Below are 24,296 nucleotides of genomic sequence, written 5' to 3' on the forward strand. Positions count from 1 at the left end.
GCGGCGTCTACACCCGCACGACCGGCAAGACCCAGCAAGACACTGGCAGCGGCCGCCTCAGCACCCTAAGTTCAGAACGAACAACTGCAAAGGCTCCCATGGTCCTGACCACTCTCGCCGACGGCCTCGCCCGGGGCATAGACAGCGCAACCAGCACGATCTCGGAGACCTTCTTCGAACCCACCCTGCGCCTCGGTGTGACCGGGCTGTCGCGGGCCGGGAAAACGGTGTTCATCACCTCGCTCGTGGCGAACCTGATGGACCGCGCCCGGATGCCGGGACTCGTCGCCCAGTCCGAGGGCCGCATCCTCACCGCCTTTTTGCAGCCGCAGCCCGACGACACCATCCCACGTTTCGACTACGAGACCCACCTCGCCGCGCTCACCGCACGCGAACCGCGCTGGCCGGACAGCACGCGCGCCGTGTCCGAACTGCGCCTGTCGCTGAAGGTGCGTCCGCAGGGCCTCCTGTCCGGGCTGCAGGGGCCGCGCACCCTGCACCTCGACATCATCGACTATCCCGGCGAATGGCTGCTGGACCTCGGCCTGATGGAGAAGTCCTACGCCCAGTGGTCCGAACACATGCTGGACCGCATGACCCGCCGCCCCGATCCCGGCGGCTTCCTGCCCATGGCCACCACCGAGGCGGCGGAGGCGAAGCTCGACGAACCCGTGGCGCAGCGTCTGGCCAAGGCCTACACGGAGGCGCAGAACGCCGCCCGCCGCGACGGCTTTTCCGACTGCGGGCCGGGGCGCTTCCTTCTGCCCGGCGACCTGGCCGGCTCCCCCGTCCTGACCTTCGCGCCCCTGCCGCCGGTCAGTGCATCGCGCGGCTCGCTCTACCGCGAGTTCGAGCGCCGCTTCGACGCCTACAAGTCCCGCGTGGTCAAACCCTTCTTCCAGGACCACTTTGCCCGGCTCGACCGGCAGATCGTGCTGGTCGACGCGCTCGGCGCGATCCATGCAGGCCCCCGCGCCGTCGAGGACCTGCGCCGCACGCTGGCCGACATCCTGACCGCCTTCCGCCCCGGCGCCTCGTCCTTCCTGACGCAGCTCTTCCTCGGACGGCGGATCGACCGCATCCTCTTTGCCGCGACCAAGGCCGACCACCTGCACCACACCCAGCACGCCCGCCTGACCGCTGTGATGGAGGCGCTGACCCGCGACGCCCGCGACCGCGCACGCTTTGCCGGGGCCGACACGCAGGCCCTGTCGCTCGCCGCCCTGCGGGCCACCACCGAAGAGGTCATTGCCCACGAGGGCCGCGACCTGCCCTGCGTGCGCGGCACCCTGCTGGACACCGGCAAGCGCGCGGCCTTCTATCCCGGCGAATTGCCGGAGGATCCCGCGCACCTGTTGTCCCCTGCCCGCGAAGGCGCCTCTGAATGGCTGGGGCAGGATTATTCCATCATGTCCTTCGCTCCCGCACCGCTGACGTTGAAACCCGGCGAGGGCCCGCCGCACATCCGCCTCGACCGCGCCGCCCAGTTCCTGATCGGAGACCGCCTGTGACGATGACTGCCATGACCCGCGAACCCACCTCCTCCCGCAATGAAGGGGGACCGGACGAGCCGAACCCCGACCTGCCGCCGGAGCAGCCCCCCTCGGAAGAGCCGGGCACGCCCGCCCCCGACCTGCCCGATCCACGGCCCGAAGAGGTGCCGGACGCGCCCGAACCGGACCTGCCGCCGGACACGCCCCCCGAGGAGGTCCCCGACGACCTGCCCGGCGTGCCCGATCCCTCCCATCCCGGCCACGACCTGCCGCCGGACGCGCCGGACGAAGTGCCCGGCACGCCCGAACCGGACCAGCCCGGCAACCCGACGGAGATCCCGGGCACCCCGGCGCCGGACCTGCCGCCGCAGGAGATCCCCTCCGAGGTCCCCGGCCTGCCCGGCGACCCCGGCCCTGCGCCCGGTCCGATGCCCGGTCCGATCGTCAGCCTGCGTCCGGGCCATCCGCTCGACGCGGGCCGTGTCGGCGACATGATCACCCGCGCGGTGGCCGGCCAGCCGTGGATGCCGCGGCTCCACACCGGCGCGGAGGACATCGCCCACGCGGGCCGCATGATCGACAAGGGCTGGGTCACGGTGGCCGAGGTCGACTACACCCCCGCGGGCTTCATCGCCCGCGACGGCGGCTACATCCACAGCCTCTACATCGCCGCCGAGGCGCAGGGCAGCGGCATCGGCACCCTGCTGCTCGACGACGCCAAGGCAACGTGCGACAGCCTCGAACTCTGGACCCTGCAGGCCAACCGCGGCGCGCAGCGTTTCTACCGCCGCGAAGGGTTCCGCCCGGTGGAGGAATCGGACGGCGATCACAACGAGGAAGGCCTGCCAGACATACGCTTTCTCTGGACACGTGCGGACACGGCCGAGGACGACACCGGGGACAAAGGCAAGACTGCCGAAGGCGGGACGGCCGGGGCATCCGGCACTGGCACCGGCAAGGACGCGAAGGCCACGTCAGACAGGAAAGACACCACCGGCTGACCGCACCATCCGCACCGGGCCGCCCGATTTAGCGGGCCGGATTTCGCAGGCCGAAACTCACGGGCCACCCTCCGGACGCCCGCTTCAAAGGGAGAGTCGCGCCACGCGCGACGGGGCCACGCCCCTCCGCTCCACCGCTTCAGGATCCAAACCATGACCGACACGCGCAAGGGCCCCGTCCTCATCGACCTCGACGACGACAGCGCCGCCCCCTCCCCGTCAGAGGTTCCGCCCGTCCCCGACCTGACCCCGCCGCCCGAAGGGGCGGCCATGGCCACCGTCGCGGCCCTGACCACCCGACGCGTCTCCACCCTCGCGCGCTGGTTCTGGCGCCTGCTGGCCGCGCTCGTGGGGACCTTCGTCTCCATCGCCGCGTGGAACTTCGCCACCGGGCTGATCGCCGCCAACCCGGCGCTCGGCTGGGCGGTGACCGCGCTCCTTGCCGCCTTCCTGCTGGTCTGTGTGGCCATCGTGGTCAAGGAACTCTCCGCCTTCGCCCGCCTGTCGAAGATCGACTCCCTGCACCGTCAGGCCGACACCGCGCTGGCCGAGGACGACCTGGCCCTCGCCCGCGACCTCTCCGACAGGCTGGTGGGCCTCTACAAGGGGCGCGAGGACACGCGCTGGGGCCGCGACCGCTTTGCCGCCCGCCGGGACGAGATCTTCGATGCCTCGGGCCTCATCGCCCACGCCGAAAACGAACTGCTCGCCCCTCTCGACCTGCAGGCCCGGCGCGAGGTGGAGGCCGCCGCCCGGCAGGTCGCCGCCGTCACCGCGCTGGTGCCGCTGGCCCTTGCCGACGTCGCCGCCGCGCTGACCGCCAACCTGCGGATGATCCGCCGCATCGCGGAGATCTACGGCGGACGCTCCGGCACGCTGGGCAGCTGGCGGCTCACCCGCGCGGTCTTCTCGCACCTCGTGGCCACCGGCGCGGTCGCGGTGGGCGACGACATGCTGGAACCGATCTTCGGCGCGGGGATCCTGGGCAAGCTCTCCCGCCGCTTTGGCGAGGGTATGGTCAACGGCGCCCTCACCGCCCGCGTGGGCGTGGCCGCCATGGAGGTCTGCCGCCCCCTGCCCTTCGGCCCGGGCAAACGGCCCTCCGTGCGCTCCATCGTGCGCTCCTCGCTGAGCGGGCTGTTCCAGCAGGACAAGGGGCACACCGCCCCGTAGGGTGGGGGTTCCGCGCGGCACGCGCGGGTTCGCCACCCCTGCCCAAAAGTCAGGAAACCCACCGGTTCCCAAGCCGCGCCCGGCGTGATTGAGTGCGCCACGAACAATCGGAGCGCAGCGCGTGGAAGCCCTACTCGTCCTCGTCGGCATCATCTTCCTGGCCCTGCCGGTGGTGGTGGTCGTCCTCATCGTCCGGCAGGCCCGCCTGTTCCGGGAACTGGCCGAACTGCGCCAGAGGGTCGACACCCTGACCGCAGGTCCGACACCCTGGCGGGACCAGCCTAACCAGCCTCTCGCCGCCGCAGCGTCCCCTGCCCCCGCCGTCGCCGAACGCCCCGCAGAGCCGGAACCCGCGCCGGCACCGCACCCCCAACAACCGCCCCAACCCGCGGCGCCCTCCCGTCCGGCCCCCGCCCCCGAACCGAAGGGCCCGTCCATCGCGGCGCGCCTCACCGACTGGCTCGCACAGAACTGGTTCTACGCCATCGCTGCCGTCTCCCTTGCGCTGGCGGGGATCTTCCTCGTGCAATACGGCGTGGAAACCGGCCTGCTGACCCCGCGTGCCCGGGTCGCCGCCGCGCTCGTCTTCGGCGCCGCCCTGATCCTCGGAGGAGAGCGAATCCGCCGCCGCTCCGGCGACACGGAGGACAGCGCCACCGCCTACCTGCCCTCTACCCTCTCATCCGCCGGGCTCGTCTCGCTGATGGGCGGTGTCCTCGCCGCGCGCCTGCTCTACGGGCTGATCGATCCCGGTCCGGCGCTTGCGCTGCTCTTTGCCACGGCCCTCGGCGGGCTGGTCCTCGGCTGGATCAACGGGCCGCTTCTGGCCGCTATCGGGCTTGCGGGCGGGTTCGCCGCGCCCTTCCTCGTCGGCGGCCAAAGCGATCAGCCCGAATGGCTCCTCGTCTACTTCGCGCTCCTCGCCGCACTCGGCCTCGGCATCGACACGCTGCGCCGCTGGGCCTGGGTCTCTGTCCTGGCCCTCTTCGGCGGGTTTGCCACCGGCGCGCTGCTGCTGCTCGCCGAACCGACCGAAACGATGGCCACCACCTACGCCGTCCACGCCACGCTGCTGGCCGTGCTGGCGATCCTGATCCCGGCGCGCAGCCTGACGCCCGATCACGCCGCGCCCTGCCTCCTGCAGGCGCTGGAAAAGGCTCGCCCGGCCTTCCCGACGCTGCTGGCCGCCGGTACCACGCTGGCCGCGACCCTCGTGCTGCTCAGCTCGGCCATCTTCGGCCTCACTGCATGGTGGACCGCACTGGCCCTCGCGACGCTCCTCGGCGCGGCGCTGGCGCTCTGGTCCCACAGGGCGCCCGGCCTTCAGGACCTCGCCGCCCTGCCTGTCGCCGCGACCCTCCTCCTCCTGCTGGCGCCAGAGCTGAACCGCGCCGTCCTGACCACGCTCTTCGCCACGCTCGACGCGCAGGAAGGTCTGACCGAACAGCGCCTGCCGCTCACCGTCACCCTCGCCATGCTGGCGCCTCTGGTCCTGACGCTCGCCGCCGCGCTGCGCAGCCTGAAGGGCGACCCGTTCAAGGCGCACTGGGCCGCCGCTGCCGCCCTGATCGCCCCGCTGGGCGGCCTCGCGCTCGAAGTCACGTGGCAGCCCGCCACCCTCATCGGCGCTTGGCCCTGGGCGCTGCACGCGCTGGCGCTCGGCGGGCTGATGACCGCGCTCGCCGCGCGCTTTGCCCGGATCGACGGCACGGACCGGCTGCGCGCCGCGCTGGCCACGCTTTCGGCGCTCGCCTGCCTCGCCTTCGCGCTGACCGTCATCCTCACCGATGCGGCGCTGACCCTCGCGCTGGCCGCCACCGTGCTGGCCGCCGCCGCGCTCGACCGCCGCTTCGACCTCGCGCCGATGACCGGCTTCATCACCGCCGGGATCGCCGCCCTGGGCTACCGGCTGCTGGCCGATCCCGGCCTCGACTGGGCGGTTGAGGTGGGCTTTGCCGAGATGTTCCTCACCTACGGCGGCACGCTGGCCGCCCTGCTCGCCGCCCGCGCCCTCCTGCCGGAGGCCCGGTCGCGCGCGAAACTCTTCCTCGAAAGCGCCGCGTGGTCAGCGGGCGGCATGACCGCATCGCTGACGCTCTACCACCTGATCGAAGGCATGACCGGCCACGCCGCGGGGCAGGAGCACTGGATCACCGGCCTGCACGCCACGATCTGGACACTGGCCGCGCTGGCGCAGGTCATGCGCATGGGCGCGGGCGGGCCGCTCCGCCTGCTGCGCCTCGCGCTCGCGGTGATCTTCGGCCTCGTCGCGCTGGGGTTCGAGGTGGCAGCCCTCAGCCTCGCCAACCCGCTGTTCGGCGGACAGACCGTCGCGGGCCCGGTGCTGCTCAACACGCTGATCCCCGCCTACCTCCTGCCCGCGCTGGCGCTGGCCGTGGGCGCCGCGCGCCTCTCCGGCCCGAAAGCGCTGCGCATCGGTCTTGCGGTCCCGGCCACGGCGCTGACGGTGTTCTGGGCGGGCATGGCGATCCGCCACCTCTGGCAGGGCGGCGACGCCATGGGGATCGCGGCGGGCATCACCCAGCCGGAACTCTACAGCCACACCGTCGCGCTCCTGCTGGTGGGGGCCGCGCTCTTCACCCGGGCGCTGCAACGCCGGTCGGACCTGCTGCGCCGCGCCGGGATGGCGGTGATCGCCGTGGCGGTGGCGAAGGTGTTCCTCCTGGACATCTCCGGCCTCGACGGGCTGGCGCGGGTGTTCTCCTTCCTGCTGCTGGGGCTGTCGCTGGCCGGCCTCGCCTGGCTGAACCGCTGGGTGCAAAGCCGCCTGCCTTGACCGCGGGGCGTCCGAGCAGGTCTAACCGCAGGCGCACGCCAGCCCGCAACGGACGCCCGCCATGCCAGACCTGACCCGCGCCAAGGACACCGAAACCGACGCCCAGATCGCCGCGCGGCTGGCCGATCCGCCGGGCCGCGGCGACCTGCGCGACCTCGTCTACGGCGCGATCGACGGCGCGGTGACCACCTTCGCCATCGTCGCGGGCGTGCAGGGCGCGGGGCTGTCGACCTTCATCATCCTCGCGCTCGGCTTTGCCAACGTGCTGGCCGACGGTTTTTCCATGGCGGCGGGCAACTACATGGCCACCAAGGCCGAGCTGGACAACATCCAGCGCATCCGCCGCCTCGAGGAGGAACTGATCCGCGCCGATCCCGACCACGAGCGGCGCGAGCTGCGCGCAATCCTCGCGCAGAAGGGCCTGTCGGGCGAGACGCTCGAAGCCGCCACCCGCCAGATCGCCCTCAACCGGCAAAGCTGGATCTCCATGATCCTCGACGGCGTCTACGGGCTGGGCTCCGCCGATCCGCACCCGATGCGGGCCGCGCTGGTGACCTTCGCCGCCTTCCTCGTGGCGGGGATGGTGCCGCTCCTGCCCTTCCTGCTGCCGGTGCCGGAACCCTTCGCGACCTCCGCCATCATGACCCTCGCCGCCTTCTTCGGGATCGGCACGCTGAAAAGCCGCTGGTCGCTGGCGCCGTGGTGGCGCTCCGGCACGGAAACGCTGCTGATCGGCGGCACGGCGGCGGCGCTGGCCTATTTCGTGGGCACGCTCTTCGGCTGACACGCCGACCCGGCGAAGGCGGGCGCAGCTCTGTCTTGACCCGACTCGGCGTTTTCAGTCCGGTATACCCCACTACCCGCAGCGGTCCCCCGCCGCGATACTCCGCCCAAGCCATTTTCCAGCGCCCAGCCGATCCGAAGGATTTCCGGATGACCGAAGCTTTCATCGCCTCACAGACGACCGTTGTGCATCTGCTTGGCGCGCTTGGCCTGCTCATCCTCTTCACCGCCCATGCCGCCTGCGCCCTGCGGCCCGAGGCCCGGGCCTGCGCGGCCTACTTCGGCGCCAACGCCGTCGCCGCCGTGCTCGTCCTGCCCGCCGTCTGGGCCTTTGCCCCCGGGATCGTCGCGCTTCTGCCCGTGACATGGGCGGCGCTGAGCCTTGCCGCCGTGGCGCTGCGGCTGCGGCCCCGCCGCCCGTCGCGCCTGACCCCGGCGCAGATCCCCTGGACCGCTCTGGCCCGCGACGGCCGCGCCCTGCCCGACACGGCGCCCCCCCGCTCCGGCTACGCCGCCTGACCGCCCTTCCGGCCGGGGCCGCCGCTCTGGACACCAACGCCGCGCCGGGTGAAAGAAACGGCATGACCCACACCCCTGCCACGGCCCCCAAGACCATCCTGATCCTCGGCGCCTACGGCCTGATCGGGACAGAGGTCTGCCGCACCCTTCACGCCCGTGGCCATCGCGTCATCGCCTCCGGCCGGTCCGCCGCCAGCGCCGCGCAGGCCCTGCCGATGCTGCCCTTCCGCAAGGCGGACCTCTCGCGGATGGAGGCCTCCGGCTGGGCCGCGCTGCTCGACGGGGTCGAGGTCGTGGTGAACTGCGCGGGCGCCTTGCAGGACGGGCCCGGCGACGACCTCGAAACGCTGCATCACCACGCCGTCGCCGCCCTGGGCAAGGCCGCCGCGGCCAGGGGCATCCGCGTGGTGCAGGTCTCCGCCGCGGGCGTGCAGCCCGACCATCCCACCGTCTTCTTCGCGTCCAAGGCGCGGGGCGATGCGGCGCTTCTGGCCTCCGGCGCCGACGCCGTGATCCTGCGCCCCGGCCTCGTGATCGGGCAAAGCGCCTATGGCGGCACGATGCTTCTCAGGATGCTGGCCGCCGTGCCGCTGGTCCAGCCCCAGGCCCTGCCCGACACGCCGATCCAGACCGTATCGCTGGCCGATCTGGCGGAGGCGGTCGCGATCGCCGCCACAGGCGACCTGCCCGGGGGCCACACCTTCGACCTCGTCGAAGAGCAGACCCACAGCCTGGCAGAGGTCATCGCAGCACATCGCCACGCCCTCGGCTTCCCGCAGGCGCGCGCCAAGCTCACCCTTCCCCGCTGGACGCTCAAACCCACCGCCAGCATCGCCGACGCGCTTGCACATGCAGGCTGGCGCAGCCCGCTCCGGTCGACCGCCATCGACGTGTTGGCCGACGGGGTGACCGGCGACCCGCGCCCGTGGCAGGCGCAAACCGGCCAGACCCTCGCGCCCCTGCAGGACACGCTGACCAAAGCCCGCCTCGGCCCCGAACACCGGCTGCAGGCACGTGCCGCCCTGCTGATGCCGCTGGCCGTGGCCACGCTGTCGCTCTTCTGGCTGCTGTCCGGGCTGATCGGCCTCTGGCAGATCGGCCCCGCCGCCGAACACCTGACGCGCATCGGCTGGCCCCAGCCGCTGGCCATCTCTTCCGTCGCCTTCTGGGCCGTGGTGGACGTGGCGCTTGGCCTCGCGGTCCTCTACCGACCCATTGCCGCCCGCGCCTGCCTTGCCATGGTCGGCGTGTCGCTCGTCTACCTCGCCTCCGCCACCCTCTTCACCCCCGTCATGTGGGCCGATCCGCTGGGGCCGCTGGTCAAGGTGCTGCCCGCCATGATGCTCGCCGCCGTCACGCCCGCGCTGCTGGAGACGCGCTGATGCCCTATGCCGAGATCCTGCGCTGGCTGCATGTCGTCGGCGCGACCGTGCTTCTCGGCACCGGCGCGGGTATCGCCTTCTTCATGCTGATGGCGCATCTGTCGAGGGACGCGCGGGCCATCGCCCATGTCGCCGGGACCGTGGTGCTGGCCGACACCCTCTTCACGCTGACCGCGGTGGTCGCCCAGCCGGTCACCGGCGTCCTGCTGGCACGGGAAATCGGCTGGAGCCTGACGGAGGGCTGGCTCCTCCTGTCCATCGCGCTTTACGTGCTGACGGGCGTGTTCTGGCTGCCGGTGGTCTGGATACAGATCCGGCTGCGCGACCTTGCCCGCGTGGCCGTGTCCGAGGGCACGCCGCTGCCCGACCGCTACTTCCGGCTGTTCCGCATCTGGTTCGCCTGCGGCTTTCCGGCGTTCTTCGCGGTGGCGGCGATCCTGTGGCTGATGCTCACCCGCCCGGCCCTGACGTTCTGACCTGACGTTCCGAACTGCCCCTGTCGCACATGAAAAAGGCCGGGACCCATCCCAGGGTCCCGGCCTCTCCGCACTTCAGTCGGGGGATTACTGAAGCGGAGTGGTGGTGGCGCCACCGTCCGAAGCCTCGGGCGCGGCGGGAGCGGCCGGCGCGGCTTCGCTGGACGGTTCGGCGGTCATCTCGGAAGCCGCCGGGGCATCTGCCGCCGGAGCGCCCGAGTCGGGATCGACCGGAACCGCCGTTTCCTGTGCCGCCGGGTCCACCGGGGTGGTGGTCGCAGACGGCCCGAGGAACACGGTCAGCGCCACGGCGATCACCAGCACGACACCGGCCACCAGACCGGCGATGGACCAGACGCCCTTGCGGCGGGTCTGGACCAGCGCGGGATCGTCCCGGCCATAAGTCTCGGTGCGGTCACGGTGCATTTTCAGATACGGGTCTTCGGCCTCATACGTCATGGCCCATCTCCTCTTGGGTTGGTCCCGGGTTTGCGTACCGGGCACGACAATAGGATGGGGGTAATTGGCCGTGTCTCAATGCCCCCTCCCGGGCATCGGCCTGCGCCTGCCAAAACCGCATGCCGGGCCAAGCCGGTTCCCGCCGAAACGGCGCGCACCAAACCGGCGCGCAGCGCGGCAGGCGGATTTCTTCCGCGTTTCCGGGGGATTGGCCAGCTTCCGCCGACCTCAGGCGTGCGGCGGGAACCGACCTAGCGGAGAATCGGCACGCCGCCGGGGCCGCGCATCTTCTCGACCACGCCGGCCCGCAGGCTGCCGCCGATCCGGTGCGCCAGCGCCGACCACGCCATCGCCTGCTCCGGCGTCAGTTCCGCCTGCAGCACCTGATCGAAAAGCGCGAGCCACGTCTCGAACATGCCGGGCCGGACATTGCCCGCCTCTTGGTGCACCCGCACCGGGTTGCCGTCGTAGCGCCGCTCGCCAAGGATCGCGTTGGCCCAGAAGTCGGCCACCCGCGCCTCGTGCGACGGCCAGTCCTCCACATGCACGGCAAAGACCGGCCCCAGCCCCGGATGCACGCGGACGCGCGCATAGAAGGCCGCCACGACGCGCTCGATATCCGCGCGTGTCACCGGGAATTTTGCCTGTACCGCCATGTCCGCAACCCCTCTGCCGGACGCCTCGATCTTGCGGGCGCAGCATAGACCCGGGCGGGACCGGAGGTCACTGCGGCACAGGGTCATGACCGCGCCGGCACGGGGGCCGGGACGGTCCAGCCACGGGTGCAGGACAACGCAGGCGCGGGCGGCACGACAGCGCTGGACCCCTCCGGCGCCGCGTCCTATAAGGCGCGCATGATGACCTGTGCTTTCATCATTCGAATTAGCTGCCCGGCGCTCTGAAGAGAGACGCCGGGACAAGGCGCATGGGCTGACCGCGCCGCCGCACCCCCGATACCCGCATTCCGACCCGAAGGACGCCCCCATGTGCGCCGACACCCCCGATACGATCGACTACAAAGACACGCTCGCGCTGCCGAAGACCGATTTCCCGATGCGCGCGGGCCTGCCCAAGCGTGAACCCGACTGGCTGGCCCGCTGGGCCGAGATGGACGTCTACGGCAAGCTCCGGGCCAAGGCCGCCGCGGACGAAAGCCGCGAGAGCTTTACCCTGCACGACGGCCCGCCCTACGCCAACGGCCACCTGCACATCGGCCACGCGCTGAACAAGGTGCTGAAGGACTTCATCGTCCGCAGCCAGCAGATGATGGGCCGCGACGCGCGCTACATCCCCGGCTGGGACTGCCACGGCCTGCCCATCGAGTGGAAGATCGAGGAACAGTACCGCGCCAAGGGCAAGGACAAGGACGCCATCAACGTCGTCGACTTCCGTCAGGAATGCCGCCGCTTCGCCGAGGGCTGGATCGACATCCAGCGCGAGGAGTTCAAGCGGCTCGGCGTGACCGGCAACTGGGCCGATCCCTACCTGACCATGGACTTCCACGCAGAACGCGTGATCGCCGAGGAATTCCAGAAGTTCCTGATGAACGGCCTCGTCTACCAGGGTTCCAAGCCGGTGATGTGGTCGCCGGTCGAAAAGACCGCGCTGGCCGAGGCGGAGGTGGAATACCACGACCGCCAGACCGACGCGATCTGGGTGGCCTTCCGTGTCGCGGGTATCTCCGGCTCCGACGCGCTGACCGACCTGCTGCTCGACCAGGTCGGAGAGGAGAAATACTCCGAGGAAGTGCAGGCGCTCTCGGCCGATTGCGCCAACGCCTATGTCATCATCTGGACGACGACGCCCTGGACGATCCCGCAGAACCGCGCGATCTGCTACAACCCGGCGATCAGGTACGGCATCTACGAGGTGCTCGACACGCCCGAGGAATGCTGGGCCGTGAAGGGCGAGAAATACGTCATGGCCGACGACCTGGCCGAGGCGACCTTCGCCCGCGCCCGGCTGGAGCCGCACCAGTTCACCCGCCTGCGCGATGCTCCGCCGCAGCTGCTCGACTGCTTCACCTGCGCCCACCCCTTCGAGGGCGTGCCGCAGGGCGGCGGCGAATGGAACTACCCGGTGCCGGTGCTGCGCGGCGAACACGTCACGGCGGACGCCGGGACCGGCTTCGTGCACACCGCCCCTTCGCACGGCGACGACGACTACGCCATCGGCCGCGCCCACGGGCTGGAGATGACCTACAACATCCTCGACGACTCCTCCTTCCGCGAGGACCTGCCGTTCTTCGGCGGGCTGCGGATCTACGACGAGAAGGGCAAGCCCGGGAAGGCCAACAAGGCCGTCATCGACAAGCTGATCGAGGTGCATCACCTGCTGGCCCGCCAGCGGCTGACGATCTCGGACGCACACTCTTGGCGCTCCAAGGCGCCGGTGATCCGTCTCAACCGTCCGCAGTGGTTCGCCGCCATCGACAAGCCGGTGGGCGACGGCAACGACGCCTACGGCACCACGATCCGCACCCGCGCGCTGACCTCCATCGACGAACTGGTGCAGTGGACGCCGCAGACCGGGCGCAACCGCCTGCACTCGATGATCGAGGCGCGGCCCGACTGGGTGCTCTCGCGCCAGCGCGCCTGGGGCGTGCCGCTGACCTGCTTCGTGCGCAAGGACACCCGGCCCGACGATCCGGACTTCCTGCTGCGTGACGAGAAGGTCAACGCCCGCATCCTCGAAGCCTTCGAGGCCGAAGGCGCGGATGCCTGGTACAAGCCCGGCGCCAAGGAGCGGTTCCTTGGCAACGACCACAATGCCGCCGAGTACGAGCAGGTCTTCGACGTGCTCGACGTGTGGTTCGACAGCGGCTCGACCCACGCCTTCGTGCTGCGCGACCGCGAGGACGGATCGAAGGACGGCCTCGCTGACCTCTACCTCGAAGGCACCGACCAGCACCGCGGCTGGTTCCATTCGTCGATGCTGCAGGCCTGCGGTACGCGCGGACGGGCGCCCTACCGCGGCGTGCTGACCCACGGCTTCACGCTGGACGAGAAGGGCAACAAGATGTCCAAGTCGCTCGGCAACACCGTGGCGCCTGAGGACGTGACCAAGCAATACGGCGCCGACATCCTGCGGCTCTGGGTGGCGCAGTCGGACTACACCGCCGACCTGCGCATCGGGCCCGAGATCCTCAAGAACGTGGCCGACAGCTACCGCCGCCTGCGCAACACCATGCGCTACCTGCTGGGCGCGGTCAGCCACTTCACCGAGGACCAGCGCGTCGACGCGAAGGACATGCCGGAGCTGGAACAGTACATCCTGCACCGCCTCGCGGAGCTGGATAAGACCGTGCGCGAAGGCTATGCGAAGTACGACTTCCAGGGCGTCTTCCAGCAGGTCTTCAACTTCTGCACCATCGAGCTGTCGGCCTTCTACTTCGACATCCGCAAGGACGCGCTTTATTGCGACGGCGACACCGCCCGCCGCCGTGCCGCGCGCACCGTGATGGACATCCTCTTCCACCGCCTGACGACCTGGCTCGCCCCGATCCTCGTCTTCACGATGGAGGAAGTCTGGCTGGAACGCTTCCCTGGCGACGACAGCTCCATCCACCTGCAGGACATGCCGGAGACGCCCGCCGACTGGCGCGACGCCACGCTGGCGTCGAAATGGCAGATGGTGCGCCGCGCCCGCCGCGCGGTGACGGCGGCGCTGGAAATCCAGCGCACCGACAAGGTGATCGGCGCCTCGCTCGAGGCCGCGCCGGTGGTGCACGTCTCCGACACCGCGATGCTCGAGGCGCTGAAGACCACCGCCTTCGAGGACATCTGCATCACCTCCGCCATCACGCTGACCGACGCCCCGGCACCCGACGACGCCTTCCGCGTGACCGACGTGCCGGAGATCGCCGTGGTCTTCGCCAAGGCGGAGGGCGAGAAGTGCCAGCGCTGCTGGAAGATCCTGCCGGACGTGGGCACCCACAGCCACCCGGCCACCTGCGCCCGCTGCGACGAGGCGCTGTCCTGAACACCCGAACGCCCCGGCCCACGCGCCGGGGCGTTCTTCTTTCCGGACCACCGCCAGCCGTCTGACCGGCCCGTCACAGGCGCCCGGCGTCCGCAAACCTTGCCCCAACGTCACCCTTTTGCCAGTATCATCCGGAGACTTTCTCCGGAGGCCCGATGTTCCGCCGCACCTTCCTGCTGTCGCTGCCCGCACTCGCCGCCTGCACCGTCGCGCCGCAGGGCCTGTCCCTCGCGCCGAACTCCACGCTGATCCTGACCCGCCACGCCGACCGGCAGGACAACCTCGACCTGCTGAGCGCCAAGGGCCGGGAACGGGCCCGCGCGCTGGTCGCGGCGACCAAGGACCTGCGTGTCACCCGCATCCACGCCCCCGGCATCGACCGCAACCTCGAAACCGCCGCACCGCTCGCCCGGGCGCTGGACCTGCCGGTCGAACGCATCCCGCAGGAACAGCCCACCGCCGCGCTGGTGCAAAGCGCGCAGGGCCGGTCCGTCATCTGGATCGGCAACAAGGGCAACCTGACCCGCATCTGGGAAGACCTCCGCCTCTCCGGTCCCGCGCCGCTGGACTACGGCGACCTCGCCATCCTCCGCGCCGACGTCAACGGGACCGTCACCATCGAACGCCGCCGCTATGGACCCGCCTGACGACGCCATAGCCCACGCGCTCCTCCGCCTCGCCCGGGACCGCGCACCCCGCAGCTTCTGCCCGTCGGAGGCGGCCCGCGCCCTCTCCGGCGACTGGCGCCCGCTGATGCCGCGCGTCCGCGCCTTGGCCGCCACGCTGCCGCTCATCGCCACGCAAAAGGGCACCCCGGTCGATCCCGTGACCGCCCGCGGGCCGATCCGGCTTACCCTCAAAGCGGATCGTTGACGTGAACACTCGCCCTATGGTCTAGTAAACCCATTCAGTCCCGCATTCCGCGCCCCTTCCTTTGTTCAGGATATTGCCATGGCCAGCCTCACCGATCCGCAGATGTCGGCGGAAGACATGGATGCCATGCTGGCCTCGGGCATGGCAGAGAACGAACTCCGCGCCGAATTCGGCGACGCCCTCTACGAGGAACTGCACGACCTCGCCCGCATGGCGCAGGAGGCCAAGGCCCGGCGCAGCACCGCCGCCGGTCACGTCTTCATCCTGCCCGGCATCATGGGGTCCAGGCTCTCGGTCATCGACGGCGGCCACAGCGACGAAATCTGGCTCTCCGTCCTGAACCTCTTCAGGGGCCGCGTCACCGAACTGGCCTATCCCTCCGACACCTTCCGCGTCACCGCCTCCGGCGTGTTCCTCTTCGCTTACCAGCGGATGCGGCTGCGGCTGATCATCAAGGGGCACGACGTGCAGTTCCTGCCCTTCGACTGGCGCGAGGACGTGGCCACCACCGCCGACCACCTCTGGCCCGCCATCGAAGCGGTGGAAAAGCCGGTCTCGCTGGTCTGCCATTCCATGGGCGGGCTGGTGGCGCGGGCGCTGGCGGCGCGCGACGCCGACCGCCGCCTGATCCGCAAGGTGATCACGCTGGGCACGCCGAACCTCGGGTCCTATTCCCCGGTGATGACCCTGCGCGGCCTCAACGACAACATCCACCTCCTCGCCCGGCTCGACAGCACCGGCATCGGTCCGAAGGCGCTGGTCGAGACCCTCGTCAACCGCTTCCCCGGCCTCCTGCAGATGATGCCCTCCCCCGACGCGCGGCGCGACGAGCACTGGTTCGACGCGGGCTTCTGGCCGAAGAAGGACAGCCTGATCCCCGACGCCGCGATCCTCGCCGCCGCGGGCAAGGCACAGGCCGACCTTCCCCCGCCGGACGACCGCTTCACCCAGATCGTGGGCCTGGGACGGCGCACCGTTCACGACGTGCGCATCGACAAGGGCCAGCTCTTCTACAACCACAACGACGACGGCGACGGCACCGTGCCCCGCACCCTGGCCGAGATGGACGGCGCCGACCGCCGCTTCTACATCGAGGGCACACACGGCCAGCTCTGCAACCTGCGCGCCGCCATCGACGCCTGCGACGCGGTGCTGAACGGCCGCGTGCCCGACCTGGCCGAAGATCCGGCGCAGGTCCGCAGCCTGACGGCCAGCCTCCGTACAGAGCCCGAAAAGGCCATGCGCAGCGCCGCCCGCAGCGGCCTGCCCCGCACCGCCGATCCCGACGACCCGGCCTTCTCAGAACAGGCGCTGCTCGCGGGCTTCCTCTCTGCCGATGCCGATATCGACAAGGCCGAGCGCGAGAGCCTCCGGCCCGCCGTGGCAAAGGCCGCCCCGCCGCAGCCGCCGGTCGACGACGCCACCTACGTCTACACCCGCCAGACAAAGGCCCTGCGGCGCATCAACATCGACGTGATGAACGCCGACATCCTCGACGTGCCCGCCGACGCCTACGTGCTGGGTATCTTCGAAGGGGTCACAACGCTCGGCGGTGCCATCGGCGCGGTGGACTTCGAACTGGACGGCATGCTTTCCGCCCAGATCGCCGACGGCCAGATCACCGGCCGCAAGGGGGAGGTCACCTTCATCCCGATCCCCCGCCACCACCTCCGCACCTCGCATGTGGTCGTGGTGGGCCTCGGCGCCTTCGGCGCGAAGGAGACGATCACCGCCGCCGTGCGCATCGCCGGACGCAACATGATGCGCTCGCTCTGCATCTCCGAGGTGTCGAGCTTTGCCGGTGTGCTGCTGGGCGCGGGCTCCGGCCCCACCCCGGTCGAGATCTTCCGCGAACTCTTTGCCGGGATCTTCGAGGCGCTGGAAGACTGGGACGAGGACCAGAGCTTCTCCTGCATCAGGCTCTGCGAATACGACCCTCAGCGCTACGAGGAAATCGCCGACGGGCTCAACCGCACCTTCGCCGGGTTCAACATGTCGGACTGCGAGATCGTGGTTCAGAAGAAACCGGCGCCCGTGCGCCGCCGCCGCGCCGCCCCGGCCCCACGCCCGCACCTGCCCGAGATCTTCACCGTCCAGGCCGAGGTGAAGGAGGAAGACCGCGATCCGGTGGTGACCCTCCAGCTTCACCATGTGCCCGGCTCCAGCAACAGCGAGGCGCGGCTCGCCACCTCGCAGATGACCTTCCAGATGTCCGAACTGGACGCCCGCACGGCGCCCCTGTCGCAGGCGATGACGGCGGAAAAGCTGCGCGGCGTGGCGGAGGACATAGAGAAGCTCGTCCTCTCGCAGGCCTTCCGCGAAAGGATGGCGGCCGAGCAGAGCTTCGAATACGGGCTGCAGGTGGTCTGCGACACATGGGCCTCGCGCATCCCGTGGGAGGTGCTGCACCTCGGCAAGGCGCCGGTCGCGCTGCGGGGCGGGCTGAACCGCTGGTACCTGCCGGCCTCGGGCGGCGTCCGCCGCGCCGCGCGCCGCCCGATCCGCAGCCGCAGCCGCGGACGGCCGGTCAACGTCCTGATGGTCGCCGATCCGACGCGCGACCTGTCCGGCGCCCGCAAGGAGGCGCGGCGGATCGAGGCGACCCTGGCCGCGCGCCCGGGCGTGCGGCTCGACACCCGCGAGGGCGGCGAGGCGACGGTCGCCGCGGTCAAGGCGGCGCTCGGGCAGGACGACATGGGCCGGGTCTACGACATTTTCCACTATGCCGGGCACGCCTTCTTCGACCCGGCGGACCGGGCGCGCAGCGGGCTGATCCTGGCGGGTGAGGACACGCTGCACGGCACCGACATCGCCGACATGGCGCAGGTGCCGGGGTTCGTCTTCCTCAACGCCTGCGAATCGTTGCGCGTGCGCAAGCGCGCGGCAAGCGAGGCCGGGCCGCCCACCGCGCAGGACTTCGCCGAGCGCAACACCGGCCTGGCCGAGGCCTTCCTGCTTGCAGGCGTGCGCCACATCGTGGGCACCTTCTGGCCGGTGAACGACGACACGGCGGTGAACTTCTCGTCGGTGTTCTACGAACAGGTGCAGACCCAGACCATCGGCACCGCCCTGACAGAGGCACGCCGGATCATCCACGAGGTCCACGACAGCAGCGAATGGGTGAACTACATCCACTACGGCGCCGCCAACGATCCGATCTGAGCCGGGCCAACCGTCACGGCACCGCTTTCGTCCCGCGCGGCCTCTGCCCGGGGCGCGGACTGGAGGGCGGTCCGCTGAAACCGCGAGGTTTCATACAAGGCGGCCGGAAGGCAGCGCCAGTGCACGAGATGGGAAATACCGTGCCTGCGCCTTCAGGCGCTGGGCATCACCCCCTGCAAGAAAGGCAAATTCCCGTCAGGCCAGCCCGCGGTCCCGGGCGATCATCGCCGCGTGGGTCCGGTTGCGCGCCTCCAGCTTGCGCGACAGCGTCTTGACGTGCAGCTTCACGGTGACTTCCTGCAGGTCGAGGTCGCGGGCGATTTCCTTGTTGGCCTTGCCGTCGCAGATGCCGCGCAGCACTTCCAGCTCGCGCCGGGTCAGCATACCGCCCGCGTCGTCCGGGTTCTTCTGCATGAATTCGATCGGGGCATAGATCTCGCCCGCCGCCATGAACCGCGCCGCCGTCAGCAGCGACCGCGCCGACAGGGTCTTGGGGATGAAGCCCTGCGCACCGGATTTCAGCGCCGCGTCCGCCACATCGCGCGAGGCGCTGCCGGACAGGATCGCCACCGGGCGGCCCTCGTTGGCATCGCGCATCCGCGCCAGCCCTTCCAGACCGTTCATGCCCGGCATGTTGTAGTCGAGGAGGACCAGATCGAACGTCCCGGACGTCCGTGCCGCGTTCACCGCCTCTTCCAGCGTTGCGACCGTCTGCACCTCTTCGATGTCAGACCCGTCCAGGAATGCCGCGATCGTTTCCCGCACGAGGTCATGATCGTCGGCCACCAGAATACGCATACCACGTTCCCTTCGTCTTCGGCACCGCGCGGACACGCGACACCCCTTTCCATCACTTCAGGTCAGGTCAGCCGTGTTGCGGTCTTGCCTTAATAAACTTAAGACACGATTTACCCGACACGAACCTGTCAATCGCAGAAACAATCGTAGAAACGAATCTCGGAACCAAAAAAACCCTTCAAGGCTGCAAAAGTCGCGAAATTGTGAGTGTCCGGCTGGCGTACCGCCCGCCACATATACGAATGAACACCCCCTTTATACCAACAGCCGGTGGTGCGCCAGCGGTCTGAAGGCTAGCTTCTACCTTACGAAAAGAAATGCGACGATCACTTTATCGGAGGTTGCAGTGCTCGGAAAGCGTATTGTCGGCATCGTCAGGATATTCCTGGCCATCGTTGCCATGGGCACAGCCGGGTACGCTCAGGACCTGCCACAGCCTGAAGGACCCGTGTTGCTGACCGTCGTCGGCGACCTCGCCGTCACGAATGCGCCCGGCCGGGCCGAGTTCGATCGCAAGATGCTCGAAGACCTCGGCATGCGCGAGATCGAGACCTCGACCATCTGGACCGAAGGCACGCAGGTCTTTGCGGGCCCGCCGCTCAAGGCCGTGGCCGACAGGCTCGGGATCGAGGAAGGCACGATCCGTGCCGTTGCGATCAACGACTACGCCATCGAACTCCCCTTCTCCGACGTCACCGAAGACGCCGCGATCCTCGCGCTCGACCGCAACGGAGAGCCGATGTCGATCCGCGAGAAAGGTCCGCTGTGGATCATCTTCCCCTACGACAGCGACCAGCGTTTCCGGGCCGAAACCTACCATGCGCGCAGTATCTGGCAACTTGATACGCTCGAAGTCCTTCCCTGACATGCCCCGGCTCTGCTAGGGGCGTGGCGTGAAAACCCGCCGGACACCTTTCAGATTCTCGCGTAACACGCTGGTGCGCCGTGGCGTCACGGCCCTCGTCATCGCGAGCCTGATCACCGTGCTCGGGGTCCTGGGCCTCGAGGTGCGCCACCAGCTCACCCATCTCGCCAACTCCGCTTCCGAAAACGTCCAATGGACCCTCGGACAGGCCGAGACGGAAATCATCGCGCTGGAACTGGCGACGGTGAATGCCCTGCACGCCGACGCCGACGACGACGCGGCCGCGCTGGACGAGGTGCGCCTGCGCTTCGACATCGCCTACAGCCGGATCGAGACGCTGCAGAACGCGCAGGTGCTGGCGGACCTGCGCCGCGTTCAGGACATCGGAAGCGAAATTCAGGCCGCGCTCGACTTCCGCGAGGCCTGGGTGCCGGTCATCGACGGCTCCGACGAGGTGCTCCGAGCCGCGCTGCCCGACCTGCTCGACGCGGCCGAGACGGTGCGCGCGGAACTGCGCCGCCTCGCCCTCAGCGGCATCGCCTTCTTCGCCCGGACCGGCGACGAACGCCGGATCGAGATCAGCCGCACGCTCTTCAGCATCGGCCTGACGACCATGGTTCTGGTCGCCCTCCTGCTGGTCCTGATCGCTGCCGTTCTCCGCCTTGCCCGCCAGCGCGAGGGCGAGGCCCAGGCCAACTTCGAGACGCGGCGCCGGATGGAGACGATCATCTCCACCTCGCTCGACGCCGTGGTCGCGGTCAACCGGTCGAACCGGATCGTCGAATGGAACGGCGCCGCGGAACGGGTCTTCGGCTACACCCGGGCCGAGGCGATCGGCGCCGACATGCCCTCGCTCATCGTGCCGCCGCACTTCCGCGAGATGCACAACTCGGGGATGACGCGCTACCTGGCCAAGGGCGAACCGCGCGTCATCGGCCGCGGCATCGTCCAGCTCGAGGCACGGCGCAAGGATGGCACGATCTTTCCCGTCGACCTGTCGCTGGCCAAGGCGCAGGCCCCGGCGGGCGAGATCTTCGTCGCCTTCCTGCGCGACATCTCCGACCGTATGCGCAGCGACGAGGCATTGCGCCGCGCCCGCGACCGCGCCGTCGCCGGCGAAAAGCAGAAGGCCGAACTGCTGGCCGTCATGAGCCACGAGATGCGCACGCCGCTGAACGGCATCCTCGGCACGCTGGAACTCCTCGAGGCCGACAGCCTGCCCGCAGAGGACCAGCGCTACCTGCGCATCATCCGGCAATCGAGCGAGATCCTCCTCCGCCATGTCAACGAGGTGCTCGACATCTCGCGGCTGGACGCGGGCAAGATGACCCTGCGCAAGACCCGTTTCGACCTCGTGGCGCTGCTCGAGGAGATCGTCGAAAGCCAGGCCGACCGTGCCCGCGCGCAGGGCAACCTGCTGACGCTGCGCCCGCTGAACCCGGCCCTGCACGAGTCCTACTCCGACCCCGACCGCCTGCGGCAGATCATGCTGAACCTCGTGTCGAACGCGATCAAGTTCACCGCCGGGGGCCAGATCACCATCGAGGCGGACTGCGATTCCGGCATGGACGAGTGCGAGCTTCGGGTGATCGACACCGGCGTGGGAATCAAGCCGGACGACCTCGAACGCATCTTCGACGACTTCGTGACCATCGATTCCAGCTACGGGCGGCGCAATGCCGGCACCGGGCTGGGGCTCGGCATCTCGCAAAGGCTGGCCACCGCGCTGGGGGGCGAACTGGGCGCGGAAAGCGAACCGGGCGACGGTTCCGTCTTCTGGCTGCGGTTGCCGCTTGCCCCACCCGCCGATGCCCCGCGCACCGCCCCCAAGGTGGCAGAGACCCCGCCTGCCGCGCCCGCCCTGCCGCCGCTCGACGTGCTGCTGGTGGAGGACAACGCCGTCAACCGCGAGGTCGCGGGCCACATGCTGCGGCGCGACGGGCACCGCGTGACGGAGGCGACGGACGGGCGCGAAGGCGTGCGGCTTGCGCAGGCACACGATTTCGACGTGATCCTGATGGACATCTCCATGCCCGGCATGGACGGCATCCAGGCCTCCCGCGCGATCCGGCAGTCCGCCGGGGACCGTGCCAAGGCCCCCATCGTCGCCACGACGGCCCACGCCATGCCCGAGGAGGTCCGCGCCTTCCATGACGCGGGCATCGCCACCGTCCTGACCAAGCCGATCAGCGCCCGCGCGCTGCGGCAGGCGCTGGCCAGCGTGCTGGCGGCGGGCGCCCTGCCCGATGGTGCGGACGGCATCCCCGCTGCCGGGGCAACCGGTCCGCGCAACGCGGCACCTCCGGACATGGGACCCCAGCTGATCGACCGCGTGCACCTCGACGAACTGCGCGAGGAACTGCCGGAGGACAAGCTCACCGCCTCGCTCCGCACCTTCGCCCATGAGGTGGAGGCCTTCCTGTCCGACCTGCCCATCGACGGCATGGCCGGGATCGACACCGCCGCCGTACGGGACCTGGGCGCCGAGGCGCACCGCCTCGCCGGGTCCTCCGGCGTGTTCGGGGCACTGCCGATGGCCGACGCGCTGCGCACCTTCGAGCGCCACGCCCGCGCCGACGACAGGACGGCCCTCGCCGATGACGCGGCCGCGCTCCGGACCTTGTGGCGCGACACCCGCGCCGCGCTCCAAGCCGAGGGACTGGAGCCCTCTGCTCGCGTCTGACGAGCGACGGCGGAGATGGTTTCCGCATCCGCCGCATGTACAAAACCGCCACGCAACAGCGAAGACAACCCTTCCCCGGCGAAGCACCGGCCCATCGCCGTATGCCGCACCGGCCGGTCCGGGCCAAGGCGAACAGGCTCAGCTTTCCTGCCAACGCCCCGGAAGCCACCTCCGCCTAACGGGGTTCCTTGCCGCAGCGGAGCGGTTTGATGTCCAGCAGCGGCGTGCCGTCGAGACAGTCCAGCCCGCGCACCACCAGCCGCGCCCCCTCGCGCCGCAACAGCTGCACCGAGGAAACGCCCAACGGGTTCGGCCTGAGCGGGGACCGCAGGGTGAAGGTGCCGCGCGGCGCGCCCTCGCCCCGCCGCTGCTGGGTCAGCAGGTCGCGCCGCGCCTCGTGCAGCCAGTAGAGCAGTTGCAGGTGGTCCTGCCCCTCGATGCCGTCAAGCGCAGGCACGTAGGGCGCGTGGAGGTCGACGAAACACTCCGGCCCCTCCTCCATGTCGCCCTGATGGGGACAAAGGCTGCGGTCGGTGAAGGGGGTGCGCAGGACCCCGATGAACCGCAGGCCCGCGTCCTCCGCAGGCGGCAGATCGACCCGCAGCTCTCCGGGCCGCTGCGCATCGCCGTGATGGTCCGCCATGATCCTCACCTCCCACACTGGCCGCAGCAGGGCGGCGCAAAGCCCCGCCCTACAGCATGTCGTCCCCGGGCCGGGGACCGCCGGTCGATGACCGGGCGCTCCGCCACGGTCCCGGCACAACGGCCCTCGCCATGCGGGCACGGCGCAAAGCCCCGCGCCACCCATCGTCTTCCCCTGGCAGGAGACTTGCGGTCGACAACCCCACGGTCCCGCGTCAACCCCTGCCCTGCCGGAGGGCGGCGCACAGCACCGCCCTACGCCTTGTCACACCGCCGCGCCGGGGCCAGCAAGACGACCGCATCGCACGCCAACCGCACGCAACCAAAGCCCCCGCACCCGGCCCGCGTCAGAGGATCACCCGGTGCTCCGCCTGCCCCTGCACGTCCTCGAGGTCGGCGTAGAAGGTCTGCCCCGCCAGCGCGTCGTCCGGCTGGCCGGTGGAGGCGGAGGTGACGAACAGCCGCCGCCGCTCCGGGCCGCCGAAGGACGGGCAACTCACCTGGATCGCGGGCATCGGCAACGCCCTGAGGAAGGTTCCGTCCGTCCCGTAGCACGATACCTGCGACGACCCCCATTGCGCCGTCCAGAGCCGCCCCTCCGTGTCGATCACCGCGCCGTCCGGCTTCACCACCGGCGTGCCGGTCATGTCGATGAACACCTCGCTCTCGCCCGCGGGCCAGCCGTCGGCGTCCAGCGCCACCCGGCGCACCGTCCGCGTCGGCGTGTCGGCGAAATACGCCGTGCGCCCGTCCGGCGCGAAACAGATCGCGTTCGACACGGTGATGTCGGGATAGAGAAGCCGCAGCTCCCCCCGGTAGTAGCGGTAGATCGCCCCTGCGCCGGTTGTCTGGGCATAGGCCATCGTCCCGATCCAGAAGCCGCCCTGCGGGTCGGCCCGGCCGTCGTTGGAACGGTTGTCGGGGTTGTCGTCCTCGAGGCCGATCACGTGCTCCTCGGTCCCCGCCTCGATGTCGAACAGGAACAGGTCCCGCTCCGACGCCACCAGCAGGCGGTTGCGGTCCACCCAGCCCGCGGCCGAAACGGCGCGGTCGAAGGACCATTCCCGCTGGCCCGTTCCGTCATGCTCGAACAGCTTGTGGCCGAGGATGTCGAACCAGAAGAACGTCTCCCGCTCCGGATGCCAGAGCGCCCCCTCCCCGAGGATGCATTTCGTGTCGGACAGGACCTTGACCTCTGCCATTCCGCTT

Annotated in this window: 19 protein-coding genes; 14 read left to right on the plus strand and 5 right to left on the minus strand. The window is 70.1% G+C overall.

What is annotated here, in order from left to right; all coding sequences use genetic code 11:
* Positions 1-98: 98 nt before the first annotated feature.
* From QNI11_RS17205 to QNI11_RS17240, 8 genes are all read left to right on the plus strand, one after another.
* On the plus strand, positions 99-1,511 hold the full coding sequence (locus QNI11_RS17205) for a YcjX family protein (protein ID WP_283981071.1): 1,413 nt from the start codon (positions 99-101) through the stop codon (positions 1,509-1,511).
* 2 nt (positions 1,512-1,513) lie between these two features.
* Complete coding sequence (locus QNI11_RS27665) at positions 1,514-2,494, plus strand: GNAT family N-acetyltransferase (RefSeq protein ID WP_306418231.1); 981 nt, start codon at positions 1,514-1,516, stop codon at positions 2,492-2,494.
* 153 nt (positions 2,495-2,647) lie between these two features.
* Positions 2,648-3,667, plus strand: coding sequence for a YcjF family protein (locus tag QNI11_RS17215; RefSeq protein WP_283981072.1), 1,020 nt, complete (start codon positions 2,648-2,650; stop codon positions 3,665-3,667).
* 121 nt (positions 3,668-3,788) lie between these two features.
* Positions 3,789-6,464, plus strand: coding sequence for a DUF2339 domain-containing protein (locus QNI11_RS17220; protein WP_283981073.1), 2,676 nt, complete (start codon positions 3,789-3,791; stop codon positions 6,462-6,464).
* A 61-nt stretch (positions 6,465-6,525) separates the two neighbouring features.
* A complete protein-coding gene (locus QNI11_RS17225; protein WP_283981074.1) occupies positions 6,526-7,248 on the plus strand; it encodes a VIT1/CCC1 transporter family protein in 723 nt (240 codons plus the stop codon).
* 149 nt (positions 7,249-7,397) lie between these two features.
* A complete protein-coding gene (locus QNI11_RS17230) occupies positions 7,398-7,766 on the plus strand; it encodes a hypothetical protein (protein WP_283981075.1) in 369 nt (122 codons plus the stop codon).
* A 62-nt stretch (positions 7,767-7,828) separates the two neighbouring features.
* Positions 7,829-9,148 carry an SDR family oxidoreductase gene (locus QNI11_RS17235; RefSeq protein ID WP_283981076.1) on the plus strand — a complete coding sequence of 440 codons (1,320 nt, stop codon included), beginning with the start codon at positions 7,829-7,831 and terminating at the stop codon, positions 9,146-9,148.
* Positions 9,148-9,624 carry a DUF2269 domain-containing protein gene (locus QNI11_RS17240; RefSeq protein WP_283981077.1) on the plus strand — a complete coding sequence of 159 codons (477 nt, stop codon included), beginning with the start codon at positions 9,148-9,150 and terminating at the stop codon, positions 9,622-9,624. Before QNI11_RS17235 ends, QNI11_RS17240 begins: the two co-directional genes overlap by 1 nt.
* 87 nt (positions 9,625-9,711) lie before the next feature.
* Here QNI11_RS17240 and QNI11_RS17245 read toward each other — a convergent pair whose 3' ends face one another.
* Together QNI11_RS17245 and QNI11_RS17250 are read right to left on the minus strand one after the other, a co-directional pair.
* Entirely contained in the window at positions 9,712-10,083 is a 372-nt protein-coding gene (locus tag QNI11_RS17245; RefSeq protein WP_283981078.1) for a hypothetical protein, read from the minus strand.
* Between the two features lie 251 nt (positions 10,084-10,334).
* On the minus strand, positions 10,335-10,739 hold the full coding sequence (locus tag QNI11_RS17250) for a group III truncated hemoglobin (RefSeq protein WP_100929424.1): 405 nt from the start codon (positions 10,737-10,739) through the stop codon (positions 10,335-10,337).
* A gap of 328 nt (positions 10,740-11,067) precedes the next feature.
* Here QNI11_RS17250 and ileS point away from each other — a divergent pair, with 328 nt between their 5' ends.
* The 4 genes from ileS to QNI11_RS17270 all read left to right on the plus strand — a co-directional run bounded on the left by ileS (position 11,068) and on the right by QNI11_RS17270 (position 18,099).
* On the plus strand, positions 11,068-14,064 hold the full coding sequence (gene ileS / locus QNI11_RS17255; RefSeq protein ID WP_283981079.1) for an isoleucine--tRNA ligase: 2,997 nt from the start codon (positions 11,068-11,070) through the stop codon (positions 14,062-14,064).
* A gap of 155 nt (positions 14,065-14,219) precedes the next feature.
* Positions 14,220-14,711, plus strand: a complete 492-nt coding sequence (locus QNI11_RS17260; RefSeq protein WP_283981080.1) for a histidine phosphatase family protein — start codon at positions 14,220-14,222, stop codon at positions 14,709-14,711.
* On the plus strand, positions 14,698-14,937 hold the full coding sequence (locus QNI11_RS17265) for a DUF3253 domain-containing protein (protein ID WP_100929421.1): 240 nt from the start codon (positions 14,698-14,700) through the stop codon (positions 14,935-14,937). Before QNI11_RS17260 ends, QNI11_RS17265 begins: the two co-directional genes overlap by 14 nt.
* 78 nt (positions 14,938-15,015) lie before the next feature.
* Positions 15,016-18,099 (plus strand): CHAT domain-containing protein, encoded by a 3,084-nt coding sequence (locus QNI11_RS17270; protein WP_283981081.1) that lies wholly within the window; start codon positions 15,016-15,018, stop codon positions 18,097-18,099.
* 195 nt (positions 18,100-18,294) lie between these two features.
* Here the strand turns inward: QNI11_RS17270 and QNI11_RS17275 are convergent, their stop codons facing one another.
* Positions 18,295-18,897, minus strand: coding sequence for a response regulator transcription factor (locus QNI11_RS17275; protein ID WP_100929419.1), 603 nt, complete (start codon positions 18,895-18,897; stop codon positions 18,295-18,297).
* Between the two features lie 346 nt (positions 18,898-19,243).
* Between QNI11_RS17275 and QNI11_RS17280 the strand changes: the two genes are divergently transcribed.
* The gene (locus QNI11_RS17280; protein ID WP_254698131.1) at positions 19,244-19,762 is read left to right on the plus strand and encodes an oxidoreductase; all 519 of its coding nucleotides are present in this window, start codon (positions 19,244-19,246) and stop codon (positions 19,760-19,762) included.
* Positions 19,763-19,790: 28 nt separating this feature from the next.
* Positions 19,791-22,445: an ATP-binding protein gene (locus QNI11_RS17285; protein ID WP_283981083.1), complete on the plus strand. Its 2,655-nt coding sequence runs from the start codon at positions 19,791-19,793 to the stop codon at positions 22,443-22,445.
* 175 nt (positions 22,446-22,620) lie between these two features.
* Here QNI11_RS17285 and tsaA read toward each other — a convergent pair whose 3' ends face one another.
* Together tsaA and QNI11_RS17295 are read right to left on the minus strand one after the other, a co-directional pair.
* Complete coding sequence (gene tsaA / locus QNI11_RS17290; RefSeq protein ID WP_283981084.1) at positions 22,621-23,088, minus strand: tRNA (N6-threonylcarbamoyladenosine(37)-N6)-methyltransferase TrmO; 468 nt, start codon at positions 23,086-23,088, stop codon at positions 22,621-22,623.
* Between the two features lie 346 nt (positions 23,089-23,434).
* Positions 23,435-24,289: an SMP-30/gluconolactonase/LRE family protein gene (locus tag QNI11_RS17295; protein WP_100929416.1), complete on the minus strand. Its 855-nt coding sequence runs from the start codon at positions 24,287-24,289 to the stop codon at positions 23,435-23,437.
* Between the last annotated feature and the right edge of the window lie 7 nt (positions 24,290-24,296).

This window comes from Sagittula sp. MA-2 (genome assembly GCF_030126985.1).
Taxonomy (GTDB): domain Bacteria; phylum Pseudomonadota; class Alphaproteobacteria; order Rhodobacterales; family Rhodobacteraceae; genus Sagittula.

Excerpts from the sequence above, each read along its gene's own strand:
- QNI11_RS17295 (WP_100929416.1), bottom strand. The coding sequence starts at position 24,289 with ATGGCAGAGGTCAAGGTCCTGTCCGACACGAAATGCATCCTCGGGGAG.
- QNI11_RS17250 (WP_100929424.1), bottom strand. The coding sequence starts at position 10,739 with ATGGCGGTACAGGCAAAATTCCCGGTGACACGCGCGGATATCGAGCGC.
- ileS (WP_283981079.1), top strand. The coding sequence starts at position 11,068 with ATGTGCGCCGACACCCCCGATACGATCGACTACAAAGACACGCTCGCG.
- QNI11_RS17275 (WP_100929419.1), bottom strand. The coding sequence starts at position 18,897 with ATGCGTATTCTGGTGGCCGACGATCATGACCTCGTGCGGGAAACGATC.
- QNI11_RS17240 (WP_283981077.1), top strand. The coding sequence starts at position 9,148 with ATGCCCTATGCCGAGATCCTGCGCTGGCTGCATGTCGTCGGCGCGACC.
- QNI11_RS17235 (WP_283981076.1), top strand. The coding sequence starts at position 7,829 with ATGACCCACACCCCTGCCACGGCCCCCAAGACCATCCTGATCCTCGGC.
- QNI11_RS27665 (WP_306418231.1), top strand. The coding sequence starts at position 1,514 with ATGACTGCCATGACCCGCGAACCCACCTCCTCCCGCAATGAAGGGGGA.
- QNI11_RS17230 (WP_283981075.1), top strand. The coding sequence starts at position 7,398 with ATGACCGAAGCTTTCATCGCCTCACAGACGACCGTTGTGCATCTGCTT.
- QNI11_RS17270 (WP_283981081.1), top strand. The coding sequence starts at position 15,016 with ATGGCCAGCCTCACCGATCCGCAGATGTCGGCGGAAGACATGGATGCC.
- QNI11_RS17245 (WP_283981078.1), bottom strand. The coding sequence starts at position 10,083 with ATGACGTATGAGGCCGAAGACCCGTATCTGAAAATGCACCGTGACCGC.
- QNI11_RS17205 (WP_283981071.1), top strand. The coding sequence starts at position 99 with ATGGTCCTGACCACTCTCGCCGACGGCCTCGCCCGGGGCATAGACAGC.
- tsaA (WP_283981084.1), bottom strand. The coding sequence starts at position 23,088 with ATGGCGGACCATCACGGCGATGCGCAGCGGCCCGGAGAGCTGCGGGTC.
- QNI11_RS17265 (WP_100929421.1), top strand. The coding sequence starts at position 14,698 with ATGGACCCGCCTGACGACGCCATAGCCCACGCGCTCCTCCGCCTCGCC.
- QNI11_RS17225 (WP_283981074.1), top strand. The coding sequence starts at position 6,526 with ATGCCAGACCTGACCCGCGCCAAGGACACCGAAACCGACGCCCAGATC.
- QNI11_RS17215 (WP_283981072.1), top strand. The coding sequence starts at position 2,648 with ATGACCGACACGCGCAAGGGCCCCGTCCTCATCGACCTCGACGACGAC.
- QNI11_RS17260 (WP_283981080.1), top strand. The coding sequence starts at position 14,220 with ATGTTCCGCCGCACCTTCCTGCTGTCGCTGCCCGCACTCGCCGCCTGC.